This window comes from Thalassospira sp. CH_XMU1448-2 (assembly GCF_037027285.1).
Classification (GTDB): Bacteria; Pseudomonadota; Alphaproteobacteria; order Rhodospirillales; family Thalassospiraceae; genus Thalassospira; species Thalassospira profundimaris_C.
The window spans coordinates 16,007-36,695 of the sequence record NZ_JAYMEA010000004.1; the positions used below are offsets into that span (position 1 = coordinate 16,007).

The window sequence follows — 20,689 nt, forward strand, 5'->3', positions numbered from 1 at the left end:
CGTGCTGGGCAGAGGGATATTGGGTCGTTTTGTGTACTTGCTGGGGGGCAGAACATAACGTCATGGCGGTTCTTTCAAAATTTACAGTGATGCGGTCAAGTGATCTGGCTGAATTGCAGGAAATGATTTCGAATTTTTCCTCGCCGGTGCAATTGACTATTAATAGAAAAGGCGACGAGGTTGACGCCAATATGGCGGTTGCGCAGGTTGGCGATATGCCAATGATGCATGGCACATTTGGCGAGGTGCGGGTGGACTGGCATTCCGAAGGCGAATGCCTTGATACCATGCTTCTGTTCGCACCGACAGAAGGCGGTGGTGAGATCACTCATCTGGGGCAAACATGGGACTTGTCGACCGATGTCGGCATGATGCGTGACCTAAGTATTGAAGCTACGGCCTATCAGGAACAGTTCCATTCTTTTGTGCTGCCTATTTCCAAAGCCAAAATTCGGGATCACGCCAGGTGTCTTGGCGGAGAGCAGCTGGGGTTGTGTCCCGTTGAATTTGATCCGGTTGCAGATTTTACAACCAAGGGCGGACAACTGATCAAACAGTATCTGGCTTATGTGGCGAATGCACTGGATCACGGATTGATTGATATCGGAAATGCGCTGGTGACATCGCAGATGTGTGATCTGTTGCTGACCCAGTTGCTGACCCAGATGAAGAACAGTGCACAGGGAGCTCTGACTGGTCAGGATGTTGTCCATGTGGTGCCGCGCCATGTTAAGCGGGCCCAGGAATATATCCATGTCAACCCGGCAGAGGCACTGGATATGAACAGCTTGTCGATGATTGCCGGATGCAGTTATCGTACCTTGCAGCGTGGATTTATTGACGCATTCGGGCTGACGCCGCGTCAGTATATTCGCAAAATCAGGTTGCAGTTTGTCCGCAGGGAACTTGTTTCAGCCGACAATAACCTTTCAATTGCGGCGGTTGCCCGTAAATGGGGCTTTGGTCATATGGGGCGCTTTGCCCAGGAATATGCACAAGAGTTCGGTGAGCGCCCAAAGCAGACAAGCCGCTAGATAGCAGCATAAAGGTCCATTTTCGGACATCTTTATCCACTTTACGACAGAAACGAAATACCTTTGTAATCAGCGGGTTGTCTCGCTTGCCAGCATTACCTAAGCACGTGATAGCAGGCGTTTCATAAAGATTCTAAATCAGCCCCAAAAATAGTCTCGAACGGCTGCTATACGTAACGGTAGTCGTAAGGATCGAGCAATGACTTCTCCCGTCTGGCAAGTGAAACGATATGCGGGCCTGTTGGTGGCCGGTATCTTTGCCCTGATTTTTTATGCGCAGATCAACCTCGCCCAAGCCCAGAATTATCAAACCCAAAATGGATATAGTGGGCATGCGATTTGCGGGGCTGCGGATCTCCGAACCGGTCAGCTCCTGCCCGCTTGTGGTTTTGAAAAAGCCAAATATGAAAGCAAGGCCGTTGGTAAATGTCCGCCGGGAAGCTTCTTTGATATCGGGCTTTGGGCTTGTTATAGCTGCCCGGCCGGGTTCAACCGTACAGCAAATGCCGTCGATAGTGCGGCTGCCTGTTCCAAGGCTGTTGCTACGACGTTTCTTGCGGCAACAAAAGTCGGTACGCAACAGCAATGTCCGGCAGGCACTGTAACAGATCCGCGCAATGGCGGGGAATGTTGGCAGTGCCCAGCGGGGTTTGCGCGCACCATGGCGCCGGTCACAGATTGGAATGCTTGTGGCAAGGCTTTTGCCTCGGCACGTTCCGCAGAGCTTGTCGGGACTGTGTGTCCGCAGGGCAGCTTCGGCGATCCAAATGGCAATTGTTATACATGCCCGGAGAATTCGGTGCGCACTCTTGAGGCCGTATCGAGCCCGCGTGCCTGTGTGCGCTCTGAGGAACTGGTAAAGGCAAACTTTGAATCGCCACTGTCCTGCAAGCCCGGCGAAATTTTCGATTTCATTGATGGCGGAACATGCTGGAGTTGTCCTGAAGGCTCTGTTCGCACAGTTGACAGTGTAAAAAGTGACAAGGCATGCGAATTCGCAACAATGCGCTGGGAACCCCAGCCGCGTACCCCCAATGGATTGTTTGCAGTACCGGGCGGAATGGAAATTGCCGCAGATGTAATTTCCAAACCCAAGGAAATTGAAAATGTGATCCGGTCCTTTATGGCAGATCAGAAAATTACCGACGAAGCCTTCGTTACTGAATCCCTTCATACGCTGAATACAGAGCCCGAAGAATCCGCAGCCCTGCGAGCGGCTGTTTATAATCGGGTCTTGAGCATGATTACAAAGGGAACCAAGACCCAGTATGAACGTGATCTTCTGGCTTATTTTGCGATTTATATACAGCAAACCCGGTTGCTGTCGGCTCAGGAAATGAAGAACGCTTGGGATAGTTGGCAAAAGGGGATTGAGCTTCGAAACGGCGAAATCAATATGCGTACCAATTTGGCAAATGTTTATAATACCGGGTATGCGCCCCCCGATATGGAGCCGTTGGTCGGTGGCGTGGTTGCGTTCTCACCCGCTGGTGTGATCGGGGCGTCATATGCTTCATTGGTTTTGGCGCAGACGCAATCAGTTGCCTTCCATAATGCCGCCGCCCAGCTTGCCATAAAGATTATGCCTTATACCTTCAAGGGTGCTGCGAAAAAGGGAGCTGAGGCAATTGCACAAGGCATTGCACGACAAGGGTTGTCGAATGCTGCTGCAGGTGGGGTCGGACTTACGTCCGGGGCTATTTTGGCACCATTTATAGCTGTTTCAGCGGCCTCAATCATTACCAGTATTGCCGGGGACATTGCAACACAGCAGGACAAGCAAGAAGCAATTGTAAAAGATGCGCTTGCTGTGGCGCAGAGGCCGGTAAACCTGTCGCGTCTGATGCTGTCAGAAACGGGGCGTGATGAGCTTCTGACGAACTGGACGCTGATGACGCAGGAGCCGATCAAGCCGAACCCGGCACGTTGGGCATCCTTGATGCAGGCAGCAGCTTTTGGGGCTGGTCTTGTAGAAGGCACCAAATGGTTTGATTTCAACCAGGTCGCGCGCGATATCGCGGTTGGATCGGATGGCAGTGTTTATATCCTGTCTGACAAACTCCTTAAATCGCGTACCGATGCAAACAAGGACGGTAATAGCATCACGCTTATTGATACAGCAGCCGAAGGGGAACCTTCAAAGGTTCTGAAATTCAACAGCCAGACCGGAAGATTTGATGAAATTCCGGGGCTTGCCGCATCGAGCATTGCAGTTGCAGGCAATGTCCTTTGGGGCATTAACGATAAAAAGCAGGCCTTCTATGCCTATGGCAGTCGCGCACCCTTTACGATCAAGGTTGTTCCGGGGGCGCCGGCTGCCGAAATCGGTGCTGGCGAAGGCAATATCTGGATGCTCGATACTAACGGAACCCCATACCGCTTTGCGCAGGGGCGCTGGGTTCAGGAGCCTGGACAAGCTGCCAGTGTTGATGTTGATCGTCTTGGTCAGGCATGGGCGGTCAATGCCAAGAAAGAAGTCTGGGCCCGCGAAGGTGAAAAGTGGGTTCGCTTGAGCGGGGCGGGTACGGATGTTGCCGTATTCCAGGAAAACCACGGTTACGTGGTTGGGACGGATGGCAAAATCTATTCCTATCAGCCAGCCAGCAAGAACTGGAAGACAATGGGTAACAACGCAGACGCCACCCGTGTCGCAACCGGTGGCAGCCAACTGTGGCGTATTACCAAAAGTGGCAAAGTGTCGCAGTGGCGCTAGGTGCATGAAAAGGGGGCAGGTTTCAGACTGCCCCCTTCTTTTCCTTTTCATTTCGGACATTACAACTTCAGAAAATTTTGGGGGAATTTGCTGGTGTGTTGTCGCGCTGGCAAATTGATGAAGGTGGCACAACAATGATTTCATTAAGAAATATCGGGCTGGGCAGCATCGTGTTGCCAGTTGTCATGATGATGGCGGGTTGTCAGACATTGGGGGACAGTGCGCTTTTCTCGACAGGTGACGTAACAAAGCCTGCCAGTGAACAGGCGTTTCAGGTCGCATCAATCAAAAACAGTAATGCGATTCACGAGCTGGTGCGTGCCGCGGTCGGGAAGCTCAAGGAAAACGAATTTGATGAAGCATCGCGGCTTGCCAATGTGGCGCTGAAGATGGACATCACCAATTCTGATCTGCAATTTTTAAACGGGTTTATTTATCACCTGATGGGTAAATCCGGAGATGCATCGAAATTCGAACTGGCCGAGCAGGGTTATAAACAGGCCCTTCAGTTCGAGCCCGGCAACCTGATTGCCCAATATCAGCTGGGGCATCTTTACATGGATCAGCGGCGCCATGGTCTGGCGCAGCTTGAATTTGCAGCCGTTGCCCAGCATTATGGTGACGATCCCTATGTCCTGTATAATCTGGCGGCGGCATCCTATTACGCCCATGACCCCGAAACGGCCGAAGGTGCACTTAAACGTCTGATCGAAGTGGACCCGGACAAGGCGGCGGATCCGAATGTTATCAAGGCGATGGCAGTTAGTCTGGCGGCGATGAATGACGCATCGGCCCGTGACTATCTTGAAAGTTATCGTGAAACGATTGGCGATCCGTCCAAGTCCAGAATGCTTGAACGTCGCCTGTCTGGTTGGGACACGTTTTACAATACCGACGCCAAGGTTCTGATGGCGCAGTTTCAGGATGTCGATCCCTATGCAATCCCGAACCAGCCGGCCTTTGGTGGTGGTCCGGCATTCGGCGGGAATGGCAATAATACATCATCATCGGACATGAATGCCCCGGTCACGAGTGCAGAGGCATTCAGTGAAACCTCGATGGTCGTGGTTGATGTGGTCTTGATCGGAACACAGGAAGATGTCCGCAATTCGCGAGGTGTGAACCTGTTAAACGGGTTGCAGTTGCAATTCGGTGATCCGTTGACCGGCACTTCCGGGTTTTCATACGGTTCGAGCAAGACCAAGGATTACCTGAATAACGGTTACGAGAACAGTACCCAGACCATCACACGGTTGATTTCCATTCCGGCGGTGACCTATTCGCTTAATATTGCGAACTCTGCGGACGCGAATAATCAGGTACTGGCAAAGCCAAGTCTGGTGGCACAAACCGGGCAGACGTCTGAATTCTTCTCGGGCACGGAAATTTTGGCCGCGGCGGTTTCAGGCGGTAATGGCGACAGTGTGTCGGTTCAAAAAGAGGTTGGCGTCAAACTGGCGATCACACCGGAAATTCTGCCCAATGACATGTTGCGTCTTCATGTTGTGGCTGAACGGACCTTTTTGACCGATCCGTCGAACTCGGTCGTTTTCGAATTCCGCCTTGATACGACGAAAACCAACGTTAACTCCACCGTCACAATGAAGTTTGACGAGACACTTATTCTTGGTGGATTAAGTGAACGCGAAACATCGAAATCGATTGACGGGGTGCCGATCCTTAAGGACATCCCGATTGTCGATATGCTGTTCTCACAACGGACAGAGCGCGAATTTGAACGCTCGGTTCTGATATTGCTGACGCCGCGTCGCCCGCAATATGTCCATCAGGCCGAAGAAAGCAGGAATCAGGTTTTGCAAAACCTGTCGCCGCTTGAGCAGGATGTTGAACGGCTGCATCGCCGTCATCACGACTGGTTCACACCGCGTCCGGCCTTTAACGAAATCCTTGAAAAAATTCAGGGTCAGGAATTTTTCGAAGAATTCCGGTCCGGTGATGTCGATCTGGTCTCGTGGCAGGAAGACCAGACCGTACAGGACAATATTGCCATGGTTCAGTCCCGCATCATGGTGCAATAAATTTTTGAAACTTAAAGGGAATGTTGCGCGTGGAGAAACTGATACCGGCCCTGATCGGGGCCATCGGGATGGTGCTTTACCTTGTGATCGGTGCCGCACCGGGAACCGCACAGGAACCGCCCGCAGCACCCTGGATATCGTTATCAGGCACTATCGCTGATATTGCCATCAACGGCGACGGTCAGGCCTATGCCGTTGGTCTGGATGGAACAGTCTGGCGGTGGGATCTGGTTGAAACCCGCTGGCGTCCGATGTCGGGAAAAATGACGCGTATTGCGGCTGCTGATGGCAATCGTCCATGGGCGGTATCGCAAAGCGGGGCAGCTTTTCGCTATAACGGCCTGTGGTGGGAAGAATGGGCCAAAGACGTTCGGGATGTCGGGGCGGACAGCCTTGGCAATGTCTATATAGCGAAAACCGACGGCAGTATCTTCAAATGGTATGATTTGCGCAGTGAATGGCGTCCAGTGCCGGGCGCGGCCATACGGCTTGCGGTGGATGGGGATGCATTGCTTTGGGTCATCGCACCCGACGGCACGGTTCAGTCGTTTGATGGCAAGAACTGGCAGTCATGGAATGGGCGGGCGCGTGATATTGCCGCTGGTGGCACCGGACAAGTTGGCATTGCAACCCCCGAAGGTGATGTTCGTTTGTTAAGTGACGCTGATAAGGCCTGGGTCAAGGTTGGGGGGATTGCAGGTGTTGTGACCCTTGCCATCGCACCCGATAGCGCGATCTGGGCAGTTCAATCGAATGGCGGTCTTTATTCGAACAAGGCATTGCCATCGACCGGGGACCCAAACCAGAAACAACAGGCAAAAACGGTTACCGCGCCGTCGATCAATGCACAGGTTATTACCCCGCAAGCTCTATCGGCCCCGGTCGAGGTCGCAGACAGCATTGCCGCCCCCAATCTGTTGCCGCAAACCATCGTGGTCGAGGATAATACGCCAACCGCGGACCGCAGCAGTATTGTGGATCCGGCATCCGTTACGGCGAGTGACCCGATCACCTTCTTTGATACACGCAAGACCGCCGATCAGATCGCGATTGGCAAGGATGGCAGCATCTTTGCGCTTGATAGCAATGGTAATGTTTTGCGCTGGTCAAACAGCCGCCGGGATTTCGAAAGTTTTCCGGGATCGCTTGTCCGGATTGCAGTTGATCCAAACGGTGTGCCTTGGGGGATATCCAATCTTGGTCGGGTGTTTTTCAATACCGGTCAGCGATGGGAACAAGTGCGCAATGTGACAGCCTCAGACATCGCAATTGGCTCGGACGGGACGGTTGCGATTGCAAGTGCATCCGGAAGGCTTTTCCTGTTTGACGAGGACAGCAAACGGTTCAATCAGATACAGGGATCGGGGATTGAAGTTGCAGTTTCACCTGAAGGAATTGTCTGGACCATCAATAGCGATAAGTTTGTTCAGCGTTGCGATACGGTACCGTGCAAAATCTTGCCGCAAAAGGTGCGGAGCATCTCCATTGGCCCGGACGGGCGGGTTTGGGTTGTTTCTGATCAAAGACGATTAATGCGTCTGAAGGACGATGGATCGGCATTTGAAATCGTCCCGTCATTGGGGCAGGAATTGCGCGATGTCGCAAGCGGTCCCAACGGATTGCCATGGTTTGTATCAACCGGACAGAAGGTCTATGCATCATCCTATTTCGATAGGGATGAAAGCGCAGATCGACTGGTTGCCGCGCGGTCCAGTGGCGATACGGTTGGAACTGGTGATAGTGAAACACCGCTTTCCAACAACACCGCATCCATAACTTTTACAAAGAACATTCCGTTTGAAACGCTTGATATCGGCGACATGACCGCCAGTGAATCGTCAATTCAAGCCGGAAATGACGGATTGGTTTATACCTACAGCTTTACGGCGCGCAATATTGCCTATTATGACGAGCTTAAAAGGGCGTTTTCTGTCAAATCAACGACAATCGGTAATCATGGCTTGGATCTGAATGGATTTGTTGTCGACTCTGAAGGTGGGATTTGGGGGAATTTCAATAACCAGTCTGAAGGCGGTGTAAGCTATGAGGGGTTGTATCGGGAACTCGACAAGAAGCTGACCGCCTATGACGCCCCCTGTGATACTCTTGAGAATCTTGCAATTGCCCCTGATGACACGCTCTATGTGGTTTGTAGTGCTTCAAGCGGGAATAACAAGCTCTATCGCAAGGCGGCCAATTCCAAGACCTTTACCGAAATAAAAAGCAGCGCGAATGTCTTTAGGGTTTCTATTGGTAGGGCGCAGGATATCTGGATCACGGATGTTGATGGATATGTGTACCAATGGGATGGCCGGGATTTTGCCAAGCGGCCTCGTTCCGGTCAAACGGCTAGTGCTATCAGTGTCGGATCAGAAGGAACGGTTTACATTCTTTCGAGCAGCAAGCCCAGAAAGTGGAACCCCGCCAATCAAAGCTTTGACAAAGTTGCCAATATTGACGCGCATTACATCACTGTCGATCAGAATGGACGTCCATGGACCAGTTATGGCCAAACGCCGGTCATAAAGCGCGCCAGATGACGGAATTGGAGTTCGGGGCGCGCATATGCGCGCCCCGTTTTCATGCGTGGGATGGCCGGTTTTATTTGCCGCCGGGCAATAGCCAAATCACAAGTTCGCGGGAGTCTGTACCGTTGGCGATGGAAATTTCGCGCAAGTTCTGATCGGTTGACGTTACTGCAAGGCCGCGATCCTGTAACGTTCTTACAAGATCGTCAGGAGTAACATCCAGCACCACGGCAAGTTTGGTTACAGGAAGGTCCGAAAGAACGGTGATCGCGCGAAAGGCCGGATTGCCGCCACCATCTGCACCGTTGCCAATAATGCTTGGAACAACAAAAATGGCAGCCGAGATCAGGGAAACCAGAAACAGTCCGGTCAAAAATGGTGTCGAATAGCGATTAGCGAATGCGTTCATGATGTCCTCAGCTGAATACACATGTTTCATTCCCAACCACGTTCAAGCTCCCATGTTTGATAGGCATCCGCAATCACATTTCGTCCAAACTTATGAGGGTGAAGTTCTTTTAACTCTTTGAATTAAAATAAATTATTCAAGGCGTTCTGTAGCCTTGGAATGTTGTTTGCACAAGAAACCCCGGCATAGTCATATGCCGGGGTTTCTTGCGGCTGATCTGTTGAGGGATCAGATCAGGGATCAGATTTCAGGGTACCAGGCACCCAGAACGCCGAACTCTTCAAGCTTGGCGACGATTGCCTCAGCTGCTTCTTCGGCACTCTGGTCCGAAGTGTTCACAACGATCTCGGCATTTTCCGGACGCTCATAGGGGCTGGAAATGCCGGTAAAGTTGGCGATCTCGCCCGCACGGGCCTTCTTGTACAGGCCCTTGACGTCGCGCTGTTCACAGACTTCAAGCGGGGTATCGATAAAGACTTCGATGAACTCGTCCTTGCCAACCAGACTGCGCGCCAGCTGGCGCTCGCTTCGGAATGGCGAGATAAAGGAGACCAGCGTGATCACGCCGGCATCTACAAACAGCTTGGCGGTTTCACCAACGCGGCGAATGTTTTCGACGCGATCGGCATCAGTAAAGCCAAGATCCTTGTTCAGGCCGTGACGGACATTGTCACCATCAAGGGTGTAGGTATGCTTGCCAAGCGCATGGAGCTTTTTCTCCACCAGGTTGGCCACGGTGGATTTCCCTGCACCCGACAGGCCGGTAAACCACAGAATGACCGATTTCTGGCCTTTCTGATAGGCGCGCGCCTGTTTGTTGATGTCCATTTCCTGCCATTTGATATTGGTCGCACGGCGAAGGGAATGGTTGACCATGCCTGCACCAACGGTCGCGTTGGTAAAGCGGTCAATGATGATGAAACGACCGGAGTGACGGTTGTCATCATAGGGATCAAAGGCGAGTGCCTTGTCGGTCGAGATATTGGCAATCCCGACTTCATTGAGTTCAAGTGTCTTGCCCGCCACATGTTCGAGCGTATTGACATTGACTTTGTATTTCAGGTCGCTGATCTGCGCGTTGGTGACCTGTGCGCCCATTTTAATAATATAGGGGCGACCGGGCAGAAGGTGATCTTCATGCATCCAGATGATGCGTGCTTCAAACTGATCAGCGAAATCCGGTTTGGCCTCAACAGGGGCCAGAACGTCGCCGCGCGAGATGTCGATTTCGTCTTCAAGGGTCAGCGTGATCGCCTGACCAGCAATGGCTTCTTCAAGGTTACCATCAAAGGTGACGATATCCTTGACCTTGCTGGTCTGACCCGATGCGGTGACGACAATCTCGTCACCCGGCTTGACCCGGCCCGACGAAATGGTGCCGGAAAAGCCACGGAAATCAAGGTTCGGGCGGTTGACCCACTGCACCGGAAGGCGGAACGGTTTGTTGATCGCATCCTGTTCGACCTGAACGGTCTCAAGATGGGCAAGCAGCGTCGGGCCAGAATACCAGGGCGTATTGGCGCTGGCTTCGATCATGTTGTCGCCTCGAAGGGCGGAAAGCGGGATCGCAGTGATCGAGCTGTAATTCAGCTGGGCGGCAAATTCCTGATAGGCGGCAACGATCTCGTCAAATTTGGTGCGATCATAATCGATCAGGTCCATCTTGTTGACGGCCAGAACCACGTGCTTGATCCCCAGAAGCGAGGTGATGAAGCTGTGACGGCGGGTCTGGGTCAGGATGCCTTTGCGCGCATCAATCAGGATCACGGCAACATCGGCGGTCGAGGCACCGGTCGCCATGTTACGGGTATATTGTTCATGGCCCGGCGTATCGGCGACGATGAATTTGCGCTTGTCGGTCGAGAAGAAGCGATAGGCCACATCAATGGTGATGCCCTGTTCGCGTTCGGCCTGCAGACCATCAAGCAGCAGGGCAAAGTCAATCTCGCCACCCTGTGTGCCAACCTTGCGGCTATCAGATTCAAGAGCGGCCAGCTGGTCTTCGAAAATCAGTTTGGAATCCCAAAGCAAACGCCCGATCAGGGTCGATTTGCCGTCATCCACGCTGCCGCAGGTGATGAAACGCAGAAGGCTTTTTTCTTCCTGCGATTTCAGGTAGCCGAGGATATCTTCGGCAATCAGGTCAGACTGGTGTGCCATCAGAAATACCCTTCCTGCTTTTTCTTCTCCATCGACCCGGCCTGGTCATGGTCAATCATACGGCCCTGACGTTCGCTTGAACGGGTCAGAAGCATTTCCTGGATAATGTCGGGCAGGGTGGCTGCCTCGGACTCAACGGCACCGGTCAGGGGATAGCAGCCCAGCGTTCTGAAACGCACCGACTTCATTTCCGGCTTTTCACCCGGATTAAGCGGCATGCGGTCGTCATCAACCATGATCAACATGCCATCGCGTTCGACCACCGGACGTTTTGCCGAATAATACAGCGGCACGATCGGGATCTGTTCGAGATAGATGTATTGCCAGATATCAAGCTCGGTCCAGTTGGAGATCGGGAAGGCACGGATGCTTTCGCCTTTATTGATCCGGGCGTTATAGATATCCCACAATTCCGGGCGCTGGTTTTTCGGATCCCAGCGATGGGTCTCGGTCCGGAACGAAAATACACGTTCCTTGGCGCGCGCTTTTTCCTCATCACGGCGGGCACCGCCAAAGGCCGCATCGAACTTGTATTTGTTCAGCGCCTGTTTAAGCGATTCCGTCTTCATAACATCTGTATGCAGGCTGGACCCATGGGTGAAGGGGCCAATGCCGCGTTCAACACCGTCCTGATTGATATGAACAATCAGATCAAAGCCGTATTCCGCCGCCATCCGGTCGCGAAATTCGATCATCTCGCGGAATTTCCAGGTGGTATCGACATGCATCAGCGGGAAGGGTGGCGGTGCCGGATAAAACGCCTTGCGGGCGAGATGCAGCAGAACCGATGAATCCTTGCCGATGGAATAAAGCATCACCGGTCGTTCAAACGATGCCGCAACCTCGCGGATGATATGGATGCTCTCTGCCTCAAGCTGGCGGAGATGGGTCAGATTAGGCTGCATTCTCTTTCCTGACGGTATATTAACACAAATTTTTGTGTTTATAATTGTATTTCACTTAGCTTTGATGGGTAATATGGAATGCCCTGCAAAGCAAGTGTGATTTCTATTTTTACACAAAATTTTGTGGTCCAATTAATTTTCACACATTCATTGTGTTTAATTTATCGACAGCAATGATCAAAGCCAACAGTTAAGTCAGAACATGACAGGCGGGACCTGTTCATTGGGAGGGGCTTTGTCGCATGCGGATAGGTGTGACGAAAGTCACAGGAAGTCATGTTGCCCGCAAGTAGCATTAATTTGAGGGAACTCAATTTTGACGAGGCGGGGCAAAAATGAAATTCGATATTACAATCTGGGGAGAGGCAAGGGATGTAATCCGTAAAAACCTTGTCATATTCACAGTCGCTGTTGCGGCATTGCTGCTGGTCGATATTGCGATTTACGCATTGAAGCCAGAGGTGGAGTCACCCCAGTTGCCGACTTATATTGTCGGTGCCTATCTGGCTATTGCATCCCATATGACCATTTTGCGTAATGTCAGTGGATTTACCGCCACAGGCGCACTCCCAAAATGGGCGTTCTTCAAGTTCTGTATGCGCGGCTTGGCTATTGGCTTCGTCACGATGATCCCCGCACTCCTTGTCATGATCCCGCTTTTTGAAGTTCCGGAAATCAAAGCTGCAAGCCAGCAGGCTCAATATGTTCTTGTCTTTTCTGCTGTGCTTGCCTTTTACGGACTAGCAATGCTGATCGTCCTCAGTCTGGTCGGTACGTGGCTGCCGTCCGCACTTGTTGCCGACAGATCGTCGTTAAAGCGTGCCTTCGCGCGCGGGCGAAAAACCTTTGGCTATGTCACATCACGATTGATTGTCGGGCCGGGCGCAAACATCGTTTTGTTCTTTGCAACCCTGTTCCTTTTGCCCGGACAGTTTTCCGTGGCGACGCGGACCTACACCATTCAGGTAGGTGAACTGAAATTTGTTCCCTTTGATATTGTCATGAACGGACTGGGATATCTGGTCTGGGCAACCGGCATTGTTCTTGTGGCGGTGGTGCTGTCGCGTGCCTATCAACTGGGCGAGGCACGCTTGTCAGAAGCCAGCCTGCAGGACGCCGAACTCAAACAGATGGAGGCCATCTGAGATGGTACAGGAACAGGCTTCGGCGAAACCGGGCCAAAAGCAGCCAGGTATCTGGAAAACGAGCTTTGTCGCGCTTTCGCAATGTTGGGCTAATGTTGTAGTTGTCGCGGTTTCACTGATAGGGCTTGCCTTGTGGCAGTGGGCGGCACCCTTTTCCGGGCAGGTCTATGTCATCTTTGTGTTTGGGCTTGTCATCTCGGGGTATTTTGCGCTGTCCCTGTTTGTCTGGTTGCAAAATGGACATGCTGGCGTTTTCGCATTCAGGGAAATCGACAGGTCGCGGGTCCGGCTTTTTTCCGGGCGTTACCTTGCGCTCCAACTCCTTGATACCTTGCCTTCATCATTGGGCCTGTTTGTTCTGACCGGACATTTCCTTTTGTCGCCAGAAGACATGGCCAAGGTTTCGAACCTGTCTGCCATCGGTATCACCAGCATCATTACCTTTTTGGTTCTCTGGATCGTTCTGGTGTTCTTTGCAACATTGCTGCCTGCCGCCCTTGCCGGGGATGGTAGCGGGGTTGGGCGTGCTATTGCGCGTGGCAGGAAGACTGTATGGTACGTTACCGGGCGGATTTTGCTTGGTCCGTTGCTGATGATGTTTTTGGGTTCGATGATTGTAAATCTGGTGCAGACCGCGGGTGGAGAGCCATTGATATCAAGTGAGGGTACGCTGGTCCTCAACACGACCTCGGTCATAACCATGGTCGTTAGCAGCCTTCAATATGTTATCGTTGCAGCCATGATTGTGGTGATCGTATCGCGTGCCTATCAGCGCGGCGAAAAGCGTTTAACAGAAGAAAAGAATATCGCTGAAAACCAATCGCTTGCATATGAATGACGTCGTGAATGGCGACAGATGATATGGCGCTACTGGAGATTAATACAGCTGGTATCTGGACTAAGAGCATTGAAGTGATCCGGGCGAACTGGCGTCGGTTCATGTTTCTTTGTGGCGCATTCGCTGTGATCCGATACCCTTTGCTCTATGTCGGCGGGGGTATGGTCGATCTGATCAATGCCGGGTTGGAATTCGCATTCGAATGTGCCGTTCTATATGTCACGTGCTTCTGGTTGATAACTGGAACCTCCAAGCTAGGAATGCGCAGCCTGCTGCGGTTTGTTCCGCGCTACTTATTTTTGAGCCTGCTGGTTTCTGTGCCGTCCATTCTTTACTTTCTGACTGTTGACGGGACGTTGATTTTAACCACAAGCGATATCAAGGATCTGGCAGGCGACAACACGTCTCTGGAGCATTCAATGACACTTGTCGGAGGTCTGATCAGGACGATCTTCGCCCTGATTGTGTTTCTGTTCGGGGCGACTTGGGTGCCTGCTGTCATTTTGAAATTTGACAAGGGGCTGTTGCGGGCTGTCAAACGAGGATGGAGAACACTGGCCTTTGGTCTTATGGGGCTTTTGATTGGTCCGTTTCTGTTTTCACTGATTGTGGATGTGACGTATCTCTTGCTGGGCGACCTTTCGATAGGATTATTGGTCGAAACGGGTGGTGGGCTTACTCGGCTTCATCTTCTTTTCGTGTTGGGGGCATTGCTTGGTGCAGGCAAGTTGCTGATTGTAAATGTTCTGCTTGGCACCGTTGCATCCCGGACCCTCATTCTCGGAGAAGAGCGGCTGCGCAAGGATCACATACCGGGCGAGGACGGGCTAGGTCTGTCGGCCCGATAACGCAATACCTTCGTCAGAACCCAGAATGTCGGGGCGGCGTGATGTCGTGACCGCGTTTTCGGGGCAAACCGGCAATCGCTATATAACCATGATTGAGCAAGCACCCTGTTAATCTCCATATACCGGTCTGTTGATGGAAAAGACGGGTGAGAGATGGGGGCCAAGATTACAGCGCACAACGACTTCAAGGCCTGGATCCTTCAGGACGCATGGGACGTGTTCTGGCAATGCCGGTCTGTCATTGCGGCGGCGTTGCTGTGGATGGTTCTGTTTGCGGCATTCGATGCGATATTGCCGCGTTCGGGTGTGCTTGGCCCGGACGGGGCAATTTCTGTTTGGGGTGGAATCTGGTTCGTTGCCCGCTTTCTGATCGATGCGGTGGCCGTGGTCAGTGTTGCATTCTGTGCACATGTTTCCGTTCTGACCAGATTGGCCGGATGGTCCGCGTTTAGCATCATCGACCGCAGGGCTGCAGGAATGTTCTTTGCCGGTATGATGTTACTGGCACTGCTGGTGGCGGTGATGATTCTGATCTATCAGCTGTTTCTTGTCCCCGATATTCTGCGGTTGTTAGTGGGCAATGATGACGCGGAAGCCAATACCGGGCTCGGGATTGGTGTTGTCGTCGTGATGGCTTTTCTGTGTCTGGTTGCGGTGGCAGCCACATGGGGTGGAGCCGTGATTTGTGGCGCTGACCCATCATTAGTCGCGACATGGTCCCGTGGAAAAGCAACATTCCGGTTCGTTCTTTGGCGGATGATTGCCGTCTTCCTTGTTCTGCCGGTGATCGCAGCGCTGTTCATACCTGTAACGGGGCAGGTGGTCGCGATTGTGCAGGCAATCGGAATTCCCGCTGATACCGGATTGCTGGTGATTTCAGCAATTTTCAACGGAGCAACGACATGCTTTGTCATTGTGCTGCTTTCGGTGATTTTTTCCCGCGCTTTTATCATCTCTTTGAAATCATGACGGAATCCCTTTAATGCGGGGTTTGCAAACTATCGGTGTGTTACGGGTTTGATGGGTAATTTTATTTCAAAATGTTTGTCGTTTAAAAAATAAACTTGATTTAGGTCAGTGTTGCTTGCCAAATAATGTCAAGAAGACTGACCTAATGAGGAAGCCATGACGATCCAATGGAACGAGATGATTGTGCCCGATGCCCGTGCGCTGCGTGCATCGGAAATTCGTGATTTGCTGAAAGTTGCTGAACGCCCGGAGATTATCTCGTTCGCGGGCGGGGTGCCTGATCCCGATCTTTTCCCGCTTGCTGATTTTCGCGACATGTTTGACGGCCTGACCAGCGACGAAACCGCGGGTCGACGCAGCCTGCAATATTCGATCAGCGAAGGTCTGCCGGGATTGCGGCAATGGATTGCCGATGATCTTGCCAAAGGTGGTGCGACCCGTGACATCGACAATATCCTGATTACCTGCGGGGCGCAGCAGGCACTTGATATGATTGCGCGGCTGTTACTCGAACCCGGGCGCGAAATCGTCATGGAAAAGCCAAGCTATCTTGGCGCGATGCAGGCCTTTTCGATGCGCCGTCCCAACTATGTCGGCATCAATATGGATGAGGACGGCCCGGTTATTGCCGAACTTGACGCGGCCTTTGCGGCCGGTGCGCGCATTGCCTATCTGGCCCCGGATTTCCAGAACCCGACGGGTCGATCCTACACGCTTGATCGTCGCATGGCAGTTCTTGAAACGGCCCGCAAATATGGCGCGGTCATTCTTGAGGATGCGGCCTATTGCAAACTGTCATATGAAGGCGAAAGCCTGCCATCGCTTCTGGCCCTGGACGAGGTCGGCAGTGATCCCGATGCCGGAACGGTCATTCAGCTTGGCACTTTTTCCAAAACACTCGCCCCGGCCTTGCGGATTGGCTGGGTCACTGCACCGCGTCCGGTGATCCGTCAGCTGGTTTTGATGAAGCAGGCGGGTGATCTGCATGTGTCGACCATCAATCAGGAAATCGCGCTGCGTGCCGCAACCAAACTGTTTCCGGCCCATCTGGAAACGCTTCGCGATGCATATCGTGCAAAGCGTGATGCGATGCTGGGCGCTATGGATGAATTCATGCCCGATGATGTCAGTTATTCACGGCCCAAGGGCGGCATGTTTGTCTGGTTAACATTGCCCGAAAATATCGACAGCCGGGCGCTTCTGGTCGAGGCGATGGAAGATGCCAAGGTCGCCTTTGTCCCCGGTCAGGCATTTTTCTGTGACCAGTCGGGGCAAAATACTGCACGGCTCAGCTTTGCCACCGAAAAGCCGGAACGCATTCGCGCCGGGATCGAACGCCTTGCTGATCTGATCCGGCGCAAGGACAACCAGTAAAAGAAAACCCGGCAGCAGGGTGGGGGAATTTGCTGCCGGGTGCTGACGCCCCGCATCTCGGCGAGGCGTCATTTCAGGGGCCGCGATGTGCTTTATGCCTGACCCAACATGGCCTTAAGCAGCATGGCAGCAGTACCGATGACGACAATCCCGCCGACATAAAGCCCGACAAACCAAAGCAGACGTCTGGTTCTTTCCGATGTGATCCTGGGCATCAGTGATATCCCTCGTCACTGACCTTGCCGCGGAACACCCAATAGGCATAGGCGGTATAGGCAAATATCACAGGAAGCAGGATCACGGCCCCGACCAGCATGAAGGAAAGGCTGTTGTCCGGGGCGGCGGCATCCCTGAACGTGATCATCGGCGGGACGATATTGGGATAAAGCGTGATGCCAAAACCAAGATAACACAGGAAAAAGATCGCAAGCGTAATGCCGAAAACCGTCTTTTCCCGATGTGAAACCGCCCGCCACAGCCAGATCAGAAGCCCGGCCGTGATCAAGGGGATCGGTGCCATGAATGCCAGATTGGGCATGTCAAACCAGCGGTCGGCATAGGCCGGGTTGATATAAGTGGTCATCAGCGACACCACAGCAAGATTTGCCGCCATCCAGATCACGGCGGGTTTGGCGAGACGGCGCAGATTGCCCTGAAAATCGCCTTCCATCTTCATGATCAGCCAGCCGGTGCCAAGCAGGGCATAGCCGACAATAACCGCCGTGGCGCAGAAGAATGAAAACGGACTGAGCCAGTCAAACGCGCCACCGACAAAGCGGCCATTTTCAACGGCAATGCCTTCGATAAAAGCGCCCAGCATCGCGCCCTGCATGGCGCTTGCAATGATTGATCCAGCAGAAAAGGCGATGTCCCAATGTTTCTGGTGGTTCTGGCTTTTGAACCGGAACTCGAACGCCACGCCGCGAAACACAAGGGCAAGCAGCATGACAAAAACCGGAATGTAAAAGGCCGTCATCAGCAGGGAATAGGCTTTGGGGAAGGCGGCATAAAGCCCGCCGCCGCCCAGCACCAGCCAAGTTTCATTGCCATCCCAGATCGGCGCAACCGTATTCATCATGCGCCCGCGTTTCACCGGATCCTTGATGAAGGGAAACAGAATGCCGATGCCCAGATCAAAGCCATCGAGTGTGACATAGGCAAAGACCGCAACCGCGATCAAAAGAACCCAGATCAGTTGATAATCCATGATCATTCTCCTGCCTGCGGATTGTTATGTGCGGCCAGCTGGCGGCCCCCAGCGCGAAGGAATTCGCCGCTCGGGACATGCGCCTTGCGCGGATCAAGGTTCATGGCGCGGATGATATAGGCCGTACCAACCCCGAACACGATTGAATAGACCACGACAAAGGCGATCAGCGATCCGGCAATTGCGGTGGCGGTTACCGGCGAGCCTGCTTCTGATGTGCGCATAAATCCATACACCACCCATGGCTGGCGTCCGATTTCGGTGGTGAACCAGCCCGCCAGAATGGCGACAAAGCCGCTTGGTCCCATGATCAGGGCAAAGCGATGCAGATATTTGCAATCATAAAGCTTGTGACGGAACCGCGCGATCAGGCTTGCGATACCAAGCAACGCCATCAAAACCCCGACGCCAACCATGATCCTGAACGTCCAGAAAACGATGGTGGCATTTGGGCGATCTTCGGGGGCGAAATCCTTAAGCCCTGTGATCTTGCCATCCCAGTCATGGGTCAGGATCATCGAGCCAAGCTTGGGAATTTCAATCGCGTACCGGGTTTCTTCGGCCTTCATATCGGGCAGGCCAAACAGGATCAGTGGCGCGCCATTTTGCGTTTCAAAATGGCCTTCCATTGCCGCGACCTTGGCCGGTTGATGTTCAAGGGTATTGAGCCCGTGCATATCGCCCGCCACGATCTGGATCGGGGCAACAATGGCCGCCATCCACATGGCCATGGAAAACATGATCCGTGCCGCCCGGTTTTCCCGATCACGCAGCAAATGCCATGCACCAACCGCACCCACCACAAAGGCGGTGGTCAGATAAGCCGCCAGAACCATGTGAACAAGGCGATAGGGGAAGCTTGGGTTAAAGATCGCATCAATCCAGCTGGTGACAACCGCCCGACCATTTTCGATGACAAAGCCATCAGGCGTCTGCATCCAGCTATTGGCCGACAAAATCCAGAAGGCCGAGAAAAGCGTGCCGACGGCAACCATGGTGGTGGCAAGGAAGTGAAGTTTTGGTCCGACCCGGTTCAGGCCAAACAGCATGATGCCAAGAAAACCTGCCTCAAGGAAAAAGGCGCTTAGAACTTCATAAGCCATCAGCGGGCCGATCACGCCGCCGGTGAATTCCGAAAACGGTCCCCAGTTGGTACCGAACTGATAGGACATCACAATCCCGGAAACCACACCCATGCCAAAGGCCAGTGCAAAGATCTTGAGCCAGAATTTGTACAGCGCAAGGTAGGTGTCATCACGGGTGCGCAGCCACTGCGCTTCAAGCACGAACAGGAAGCTCGCAAGCCCGATGGTGAATGACGGGAAAATGATGTGGAATGAAACGGTAAAGGCAAACTGTATGCGTGCCAATATTTCTGCATCAAGCATTGGCGTTGGTCCTTCTATCAGGCAAGGCCTTCCTGTTCGGCCACGCTTTTCGCTGCGTTGCGAAGTCGTTCATTGATTGACCTGATTGTGGAGAAAACCGACGATCAGGGGCCGTTCTGTGTAAGCTTTTCGATAGAAGCTTGTCCGAAATGCTGCATTGCGCATTCGCAATTTACATTTGGAAAATTTCCAAATACGCGTTGAATGCGGCTTAATGTCGTTGGTCAAGGCACAACTTTTCCAGCGCCAGAGAACTTTGAGTTTGCTGGCGTTCTTTATGGCGGAGCACCATGAATTTGCGGGGCGGGATCGGGAAGCTTGCACGGGCCAGTCGGCCTTGGGCGATCAGGGAGCTGACGGCGAATTGCGAAACGGCGGTGGCCGCAAGTCCGGTTTCAACGGCGGTAATGACGGCCTCGTTGCTGGGCAGGACCAGTGCGGTTTTAAGCCGTGCAGGGTCAACACCAAGGTCGCGTAATGCATTTTCGAATTCCGATCTGGTGCCCGATCCGGCTTCGCGCAGGATCCAGTTGGTCTGGGTGACAAGGGCCTGTACGGTCAATGGTCTGCCATCGGCCCAGGGATGCTTGGGGCCGACCACAATCACCAGCGCATCTTCGGCAACTTCGCGTTTGGCAAGGGCAGGTTCGTCAATGTCGCCTTCGATAAAGCCGATATCAGCCGCCCCGCCGCGTACCGCATCGGAAACGGTTTTGGTGTTGCCAATGGTCAGATGGATTTCGATGCCGGGATATTGATCATGGAACTTCATCAGGAACGGTGGCAGCCAGTAACTGGCAATCGTTTGACTGGCATAAACATTCAAATCCCCGCGCTGCATCCCGCCAAGCTCGGCCAGTGTCAGTTCGGCAGCACGTGCGCGGGCCAGTGTTGATTTGGCTTCATCAAGGAACAAGCGCCCGGTCTGGGTCAGTTCGATCCGCCGTCCGACCCGGTTAAACAGCGCCACACCATAAAAACCTTCAAGGTTCTTGATCGCCGAGCTGACCGCCGAGGGTGTCAGACCAATTGTCTCGGCCGCGCGGGTCAGATGTTCGCGTTCGGCGACAGCAACAAAGATCTGCAATTGTTCAAGCGTCATCATGGCAAAGCTCAATTGTTCGATTTAATC

The 20,689-nt window shown here is 52.9% G+C and carries 16 protein-coding genes; 9 read left to right on the forward strand and 7 right to left on the reverse strand.

The genetic code is table 11. From position 1 onward, the window contains the following. Positions 1–122 precede the first annotated feature (122 nt). From WA318_RS15170 to WA318_RS15185, 4 genes are all read left to right on the forward strand, one after another. Positions 123–1,034, forward strand: a complete 912-nt coding sequence (locus tag WA318_RS15170) for a helix-turn-helix domain-containing protein (RefSeq protein ID WP_336082899.1) — start codon at positions 123–125, stop codon at positions 1,032–1,034. Positions 1,035–1,233: 199 nt separating this feature from the next. Further along, a complete protein-coding gene (locus WA318_RS15175) occupies positions 1,234–3,747 on the forward strand; it encodes a tectonin domain-containing protein (protein WP_336082442.1) in 2,514 nt (837 codons plus the stop codon). A 134-nt stretch (positions 3,748–3,881) separates the two neighbouring features. Further along, complete coding sequence (locus tag WA318_RS15180) at positions 3,882–5,786, forward strand: hypothetical protein (RefSeq protein ID WP_336082445.1); 1,905 nt, start codon at positions 3,882–3,884, stop codon at positions 5,784–5,786. A gap of 29 nt (positions 5,787–5,815) precedes the next feature. After that, positions 5,816–8,326, forward strand: a complete 2,511-nt coding sequence (locus WA318_RS15185) for a tectonin domain-containing protein (protein WP_336082447.1) — start codon at positions 5,816–5,818, stop codon at positions 8,324–8,326. 61 nt (positions 8,327–8,387) lie between these two features. On the opposite strand, the gene WA318_RS15190 is transcribed toward WA318_RS15185, so the two are convergent. The 3 genes from WA318_RS15190 to cysD form a co-directional block, all read right to left on the reverse strand. Beyond that, positions 8,388–8,723, reverse strand: a complete 336-nt coding sequence (locus tag WA318_RS15190; protein ID WP_336082449.1) for a hypothetical protein — start codon at positions 8,721–8,723, stop codon at positions 8,388–8,390. A gap of 240 nt (positions 8,724–8,963) precedes the next feature. Beyond that, positions 8,964–10,883 carry a sulfate adenylyltransferase subunit CysN gene (cysN, locus tag WA318_RS15195; protein ID WP_114098438.1) on the reverse strand — a complete coding sequence of 640 codons (1,920 nt, stop codon included), beginning with the start codon at positions 10,881–10,883 and terminating at the stop codon, positions 8,964–8,966. Continuing rightward, positions 10,883–11,776 (reverse strand): sulfate adenylyltransferase subunit CysD, encoded by an 894-nt coding sequence (cysD, locus tag WA318_RS15200; protein ID WP_258548718.1) that lies wholly within the window; start codon positions 11,774–11,776, stop codon positions 10,883–10,885. The genes cysN and cysD overlap by 1 nt, the downstream gene beginning before the upstream one ends. A gap of 347 nt (positions 11,777–12,123) precedes the next feature. Here cysD and WA318_RS15205 point away from each other — a divergent pair, with 347 nt between their 5' ends. The 5 genes from WA318_RS15205 (at position 12,124) to WA318_RS15225 (ending at position 16,962) form a co-directional block, all read left to right on the forward strand. Beyond that, positions 12,124–12,933: a hypothetical protein gene (locus WA318_RS15205; RefSeq protein ID WP_336082451.1), complete on the forward strand. Its 810-nt coding sequence runs from the start codon at positions 12,124–12,126 to the stop codon at positions 12,931–12,933. Between the two features lies 1 nt (position 12,934). Next, positions 12,935–13,771, forward strand: coding sequence for a hypothetical protein (locus tag WA318_RS15210; protein WP_336082453.1), 837 nt, complete (start codon positions 12,935–12,937; stop codon positions 13,769–13,771). Between the two features lie 8 nt (positions 13,772–13,779). Beyond that, on the forward strand, positions 13,780–14,619 hold the full coding sequence (locus WA318_RS15215; RefSeq protein ID WP_336082455.1) for a hypothetical protein: 840 nt from the start codon (positions 13,780–13,782) through the stop codon (positions 14,617–14,619). A 153-nt stretch (positions 14,620–14,772) separates the two neighbouring features. Beyond that, positions 14,773–15,588 (forward strand): hypothetical protein, encoded by an 816-nt coding sequence (locus WA318_RS15220; RefSeq protein ID WP_336082457.1) that lies wholly within the window; start codon positions 14,773–14,775, stop codon positions 15,586–15,588. Between the two features lie 156 nt (positions 15,589–15,744). Further along, positions 15,745–16,962, forward strand: a complete 1,218-nt coding sequence (locus tag WA318_RS15225) for an aminotransferase-like domain-containing protein (RefSeq protein WP_336082459.1) — start codon at positions 15,745–15,747, stop codon at positions 16,960–16,962. 92 nt (positions 16,963–17,054) lie between these two features. Here the strand turns inward: WA318_RS15225 and WA318_RS15230 are convergent, their stop codons facing one another. From WA318_RS15230 to WA318_RS15245, 4 genes are all read right to left on the reverse strand, one after another. After that, positions 17,055–17,177: a DUF2474 domain-containing protein gene (locus tag WA318_RS15230; RefSeq protein ID WP_220150312.1), complete on the reverse strand. Its 123-nt coding sequence runs from the start codon at positions 17,175–17,177 to the stop codon at positions 17,055–17,057. After that, the gene (cydB, locus tag WA318_RS15235; RefSeq protein WP_443082643.1) at positions 17,177–18,169 is read right to left on the reverse strand and encodes a cytochrome d ubiquinol oxidase subunit II; all 993 of its coding nucleotides are present in this window, start codon (positions 18,167–18,169) and stop codon (positions 17,177–17,179) included. The genes WA318_RS15230 and cydB overlap by 1 nt, the downstream gene beginning before the upstream one ends. A gap of 2 nt (positions 18,170–18,171) precedes the next feature. Next, the gene (locus WA318_RS15240; protein ID WP_336082463.1) at positions 18,172–19,557 is read right to left on the reverse strand and encodes a cytochrome ubiquinol oxidase subunit I; all 1,386 of its coding nucleotides are present in this window, start codon (positions 19,555–19,557) and stop codon (positions 18,172–18,174) included. Between the two features lie 211 nt (positions 19,558–19,768). Further along, positions 19,769–20,662 (reverse strand): LysR substrate-binding domain-containing protein, encoded by an 894-nt coding sequence (locus tag WA318_RS15245; RefSeq protein ID WP_336082465.1) that lies wholly within the window; start codon positions 20,660–20,662, stop codon positions 19,769–19,771. Positions 20,663–20,689: the final 27 nt, after the last annotated feature.

Coding starts and splice junctions, on each gene's coding strand:
- WA318_RS15210 (WP_336082453.1), top strand. CDS start 12,935: ATGGTACAGGAACAGGCTTCGGCGAAACCGGGCCAAAAGCAGCCAGGT.
- WA318_RS15220 (WP_336082457.1), top strand. CDS start 14,773: ATGGGGGCCAAGATTACAGCGCACAACGACTTCAAGGCCTGGATCCTT.
- cysN (WP_114098438.1), bottom strand. CDS start 10,883: ATGGCACACCAGTCTGACCTGATTGCCGAAGATATCCTCGGCTACCTG.
- WA318_RS15230 (WP_220150312.1), bottom strand. CDS start 17,177: ATGCCCAGGATCACATCGGAAAGAACCAGACGTCTGCTTTGGTTTGTC.
- WA318_RS15215 (WP_336082455.1), top strand. CDS start 13,780: ATGGCGACAGATGATATGGCGCTACTGGAGATTAATACAGCTGGTATC.
- WA318_RS15245 (WP_336082465.1), bottom strand. CDS start 20,662: ATGATGACGCTTGAACAATTGCAGATCTTTGTTGCTGTCGCCGAACGC.
- cydB (WP_443082643.1), bottom strand. CDS start 18,169: ATGGATTATCAACTGATCTGGGTTCTTTTGATCGCGGTTGCGGTCTTT.
- WA318_RS15240 (WP_336082463.1), bottom strand. CDS start 19,557: ATGCTTGATGCAGAAATATTGGCACGCATACAGTTTGCCTTTACCGTT.
- WA318_RS15190 (WP_336082449.1), bottom strand. CDS start 8,723: ATGAACGCATTCGCTAATCGCTATTCGACACCATTTTTGACCGGACTG.
- WA318_RS15205 (WP_336082451.1), top strand. CDS start 12,124: ATGAAATTCGATATTACAATCTGGGGAGAGGCAAGGGATGTAATCCGT.
- WA318_RS15175 (WP_336082442.1), top strand. CDS start 1,234: ATGACTTCTCCCGTCTGGCAAGTGAAACGATATGCGGGCCTGTTGGTG.
- WA318_RS15225 (WP_336082459.1), top strand. CDS start 15,745: ATGACGATCCAATGGAACGAGATGATTGTGCCCGATGCCCGTGCGCTG.
- WA318_RS15180 (WP_336082445.1), top strand. CDS start 3,882: ATGATTTCATTAAGAAATATCGGGCTGGGCAGCATCGTGTTGCCAGTT.
- WA318_RS15170 (WP_336082899.1), top strand. CDS start 123: ATGATTTCGAATTTTTCCTCGCCGGTGCAATTGACTATTAATAGAAAA.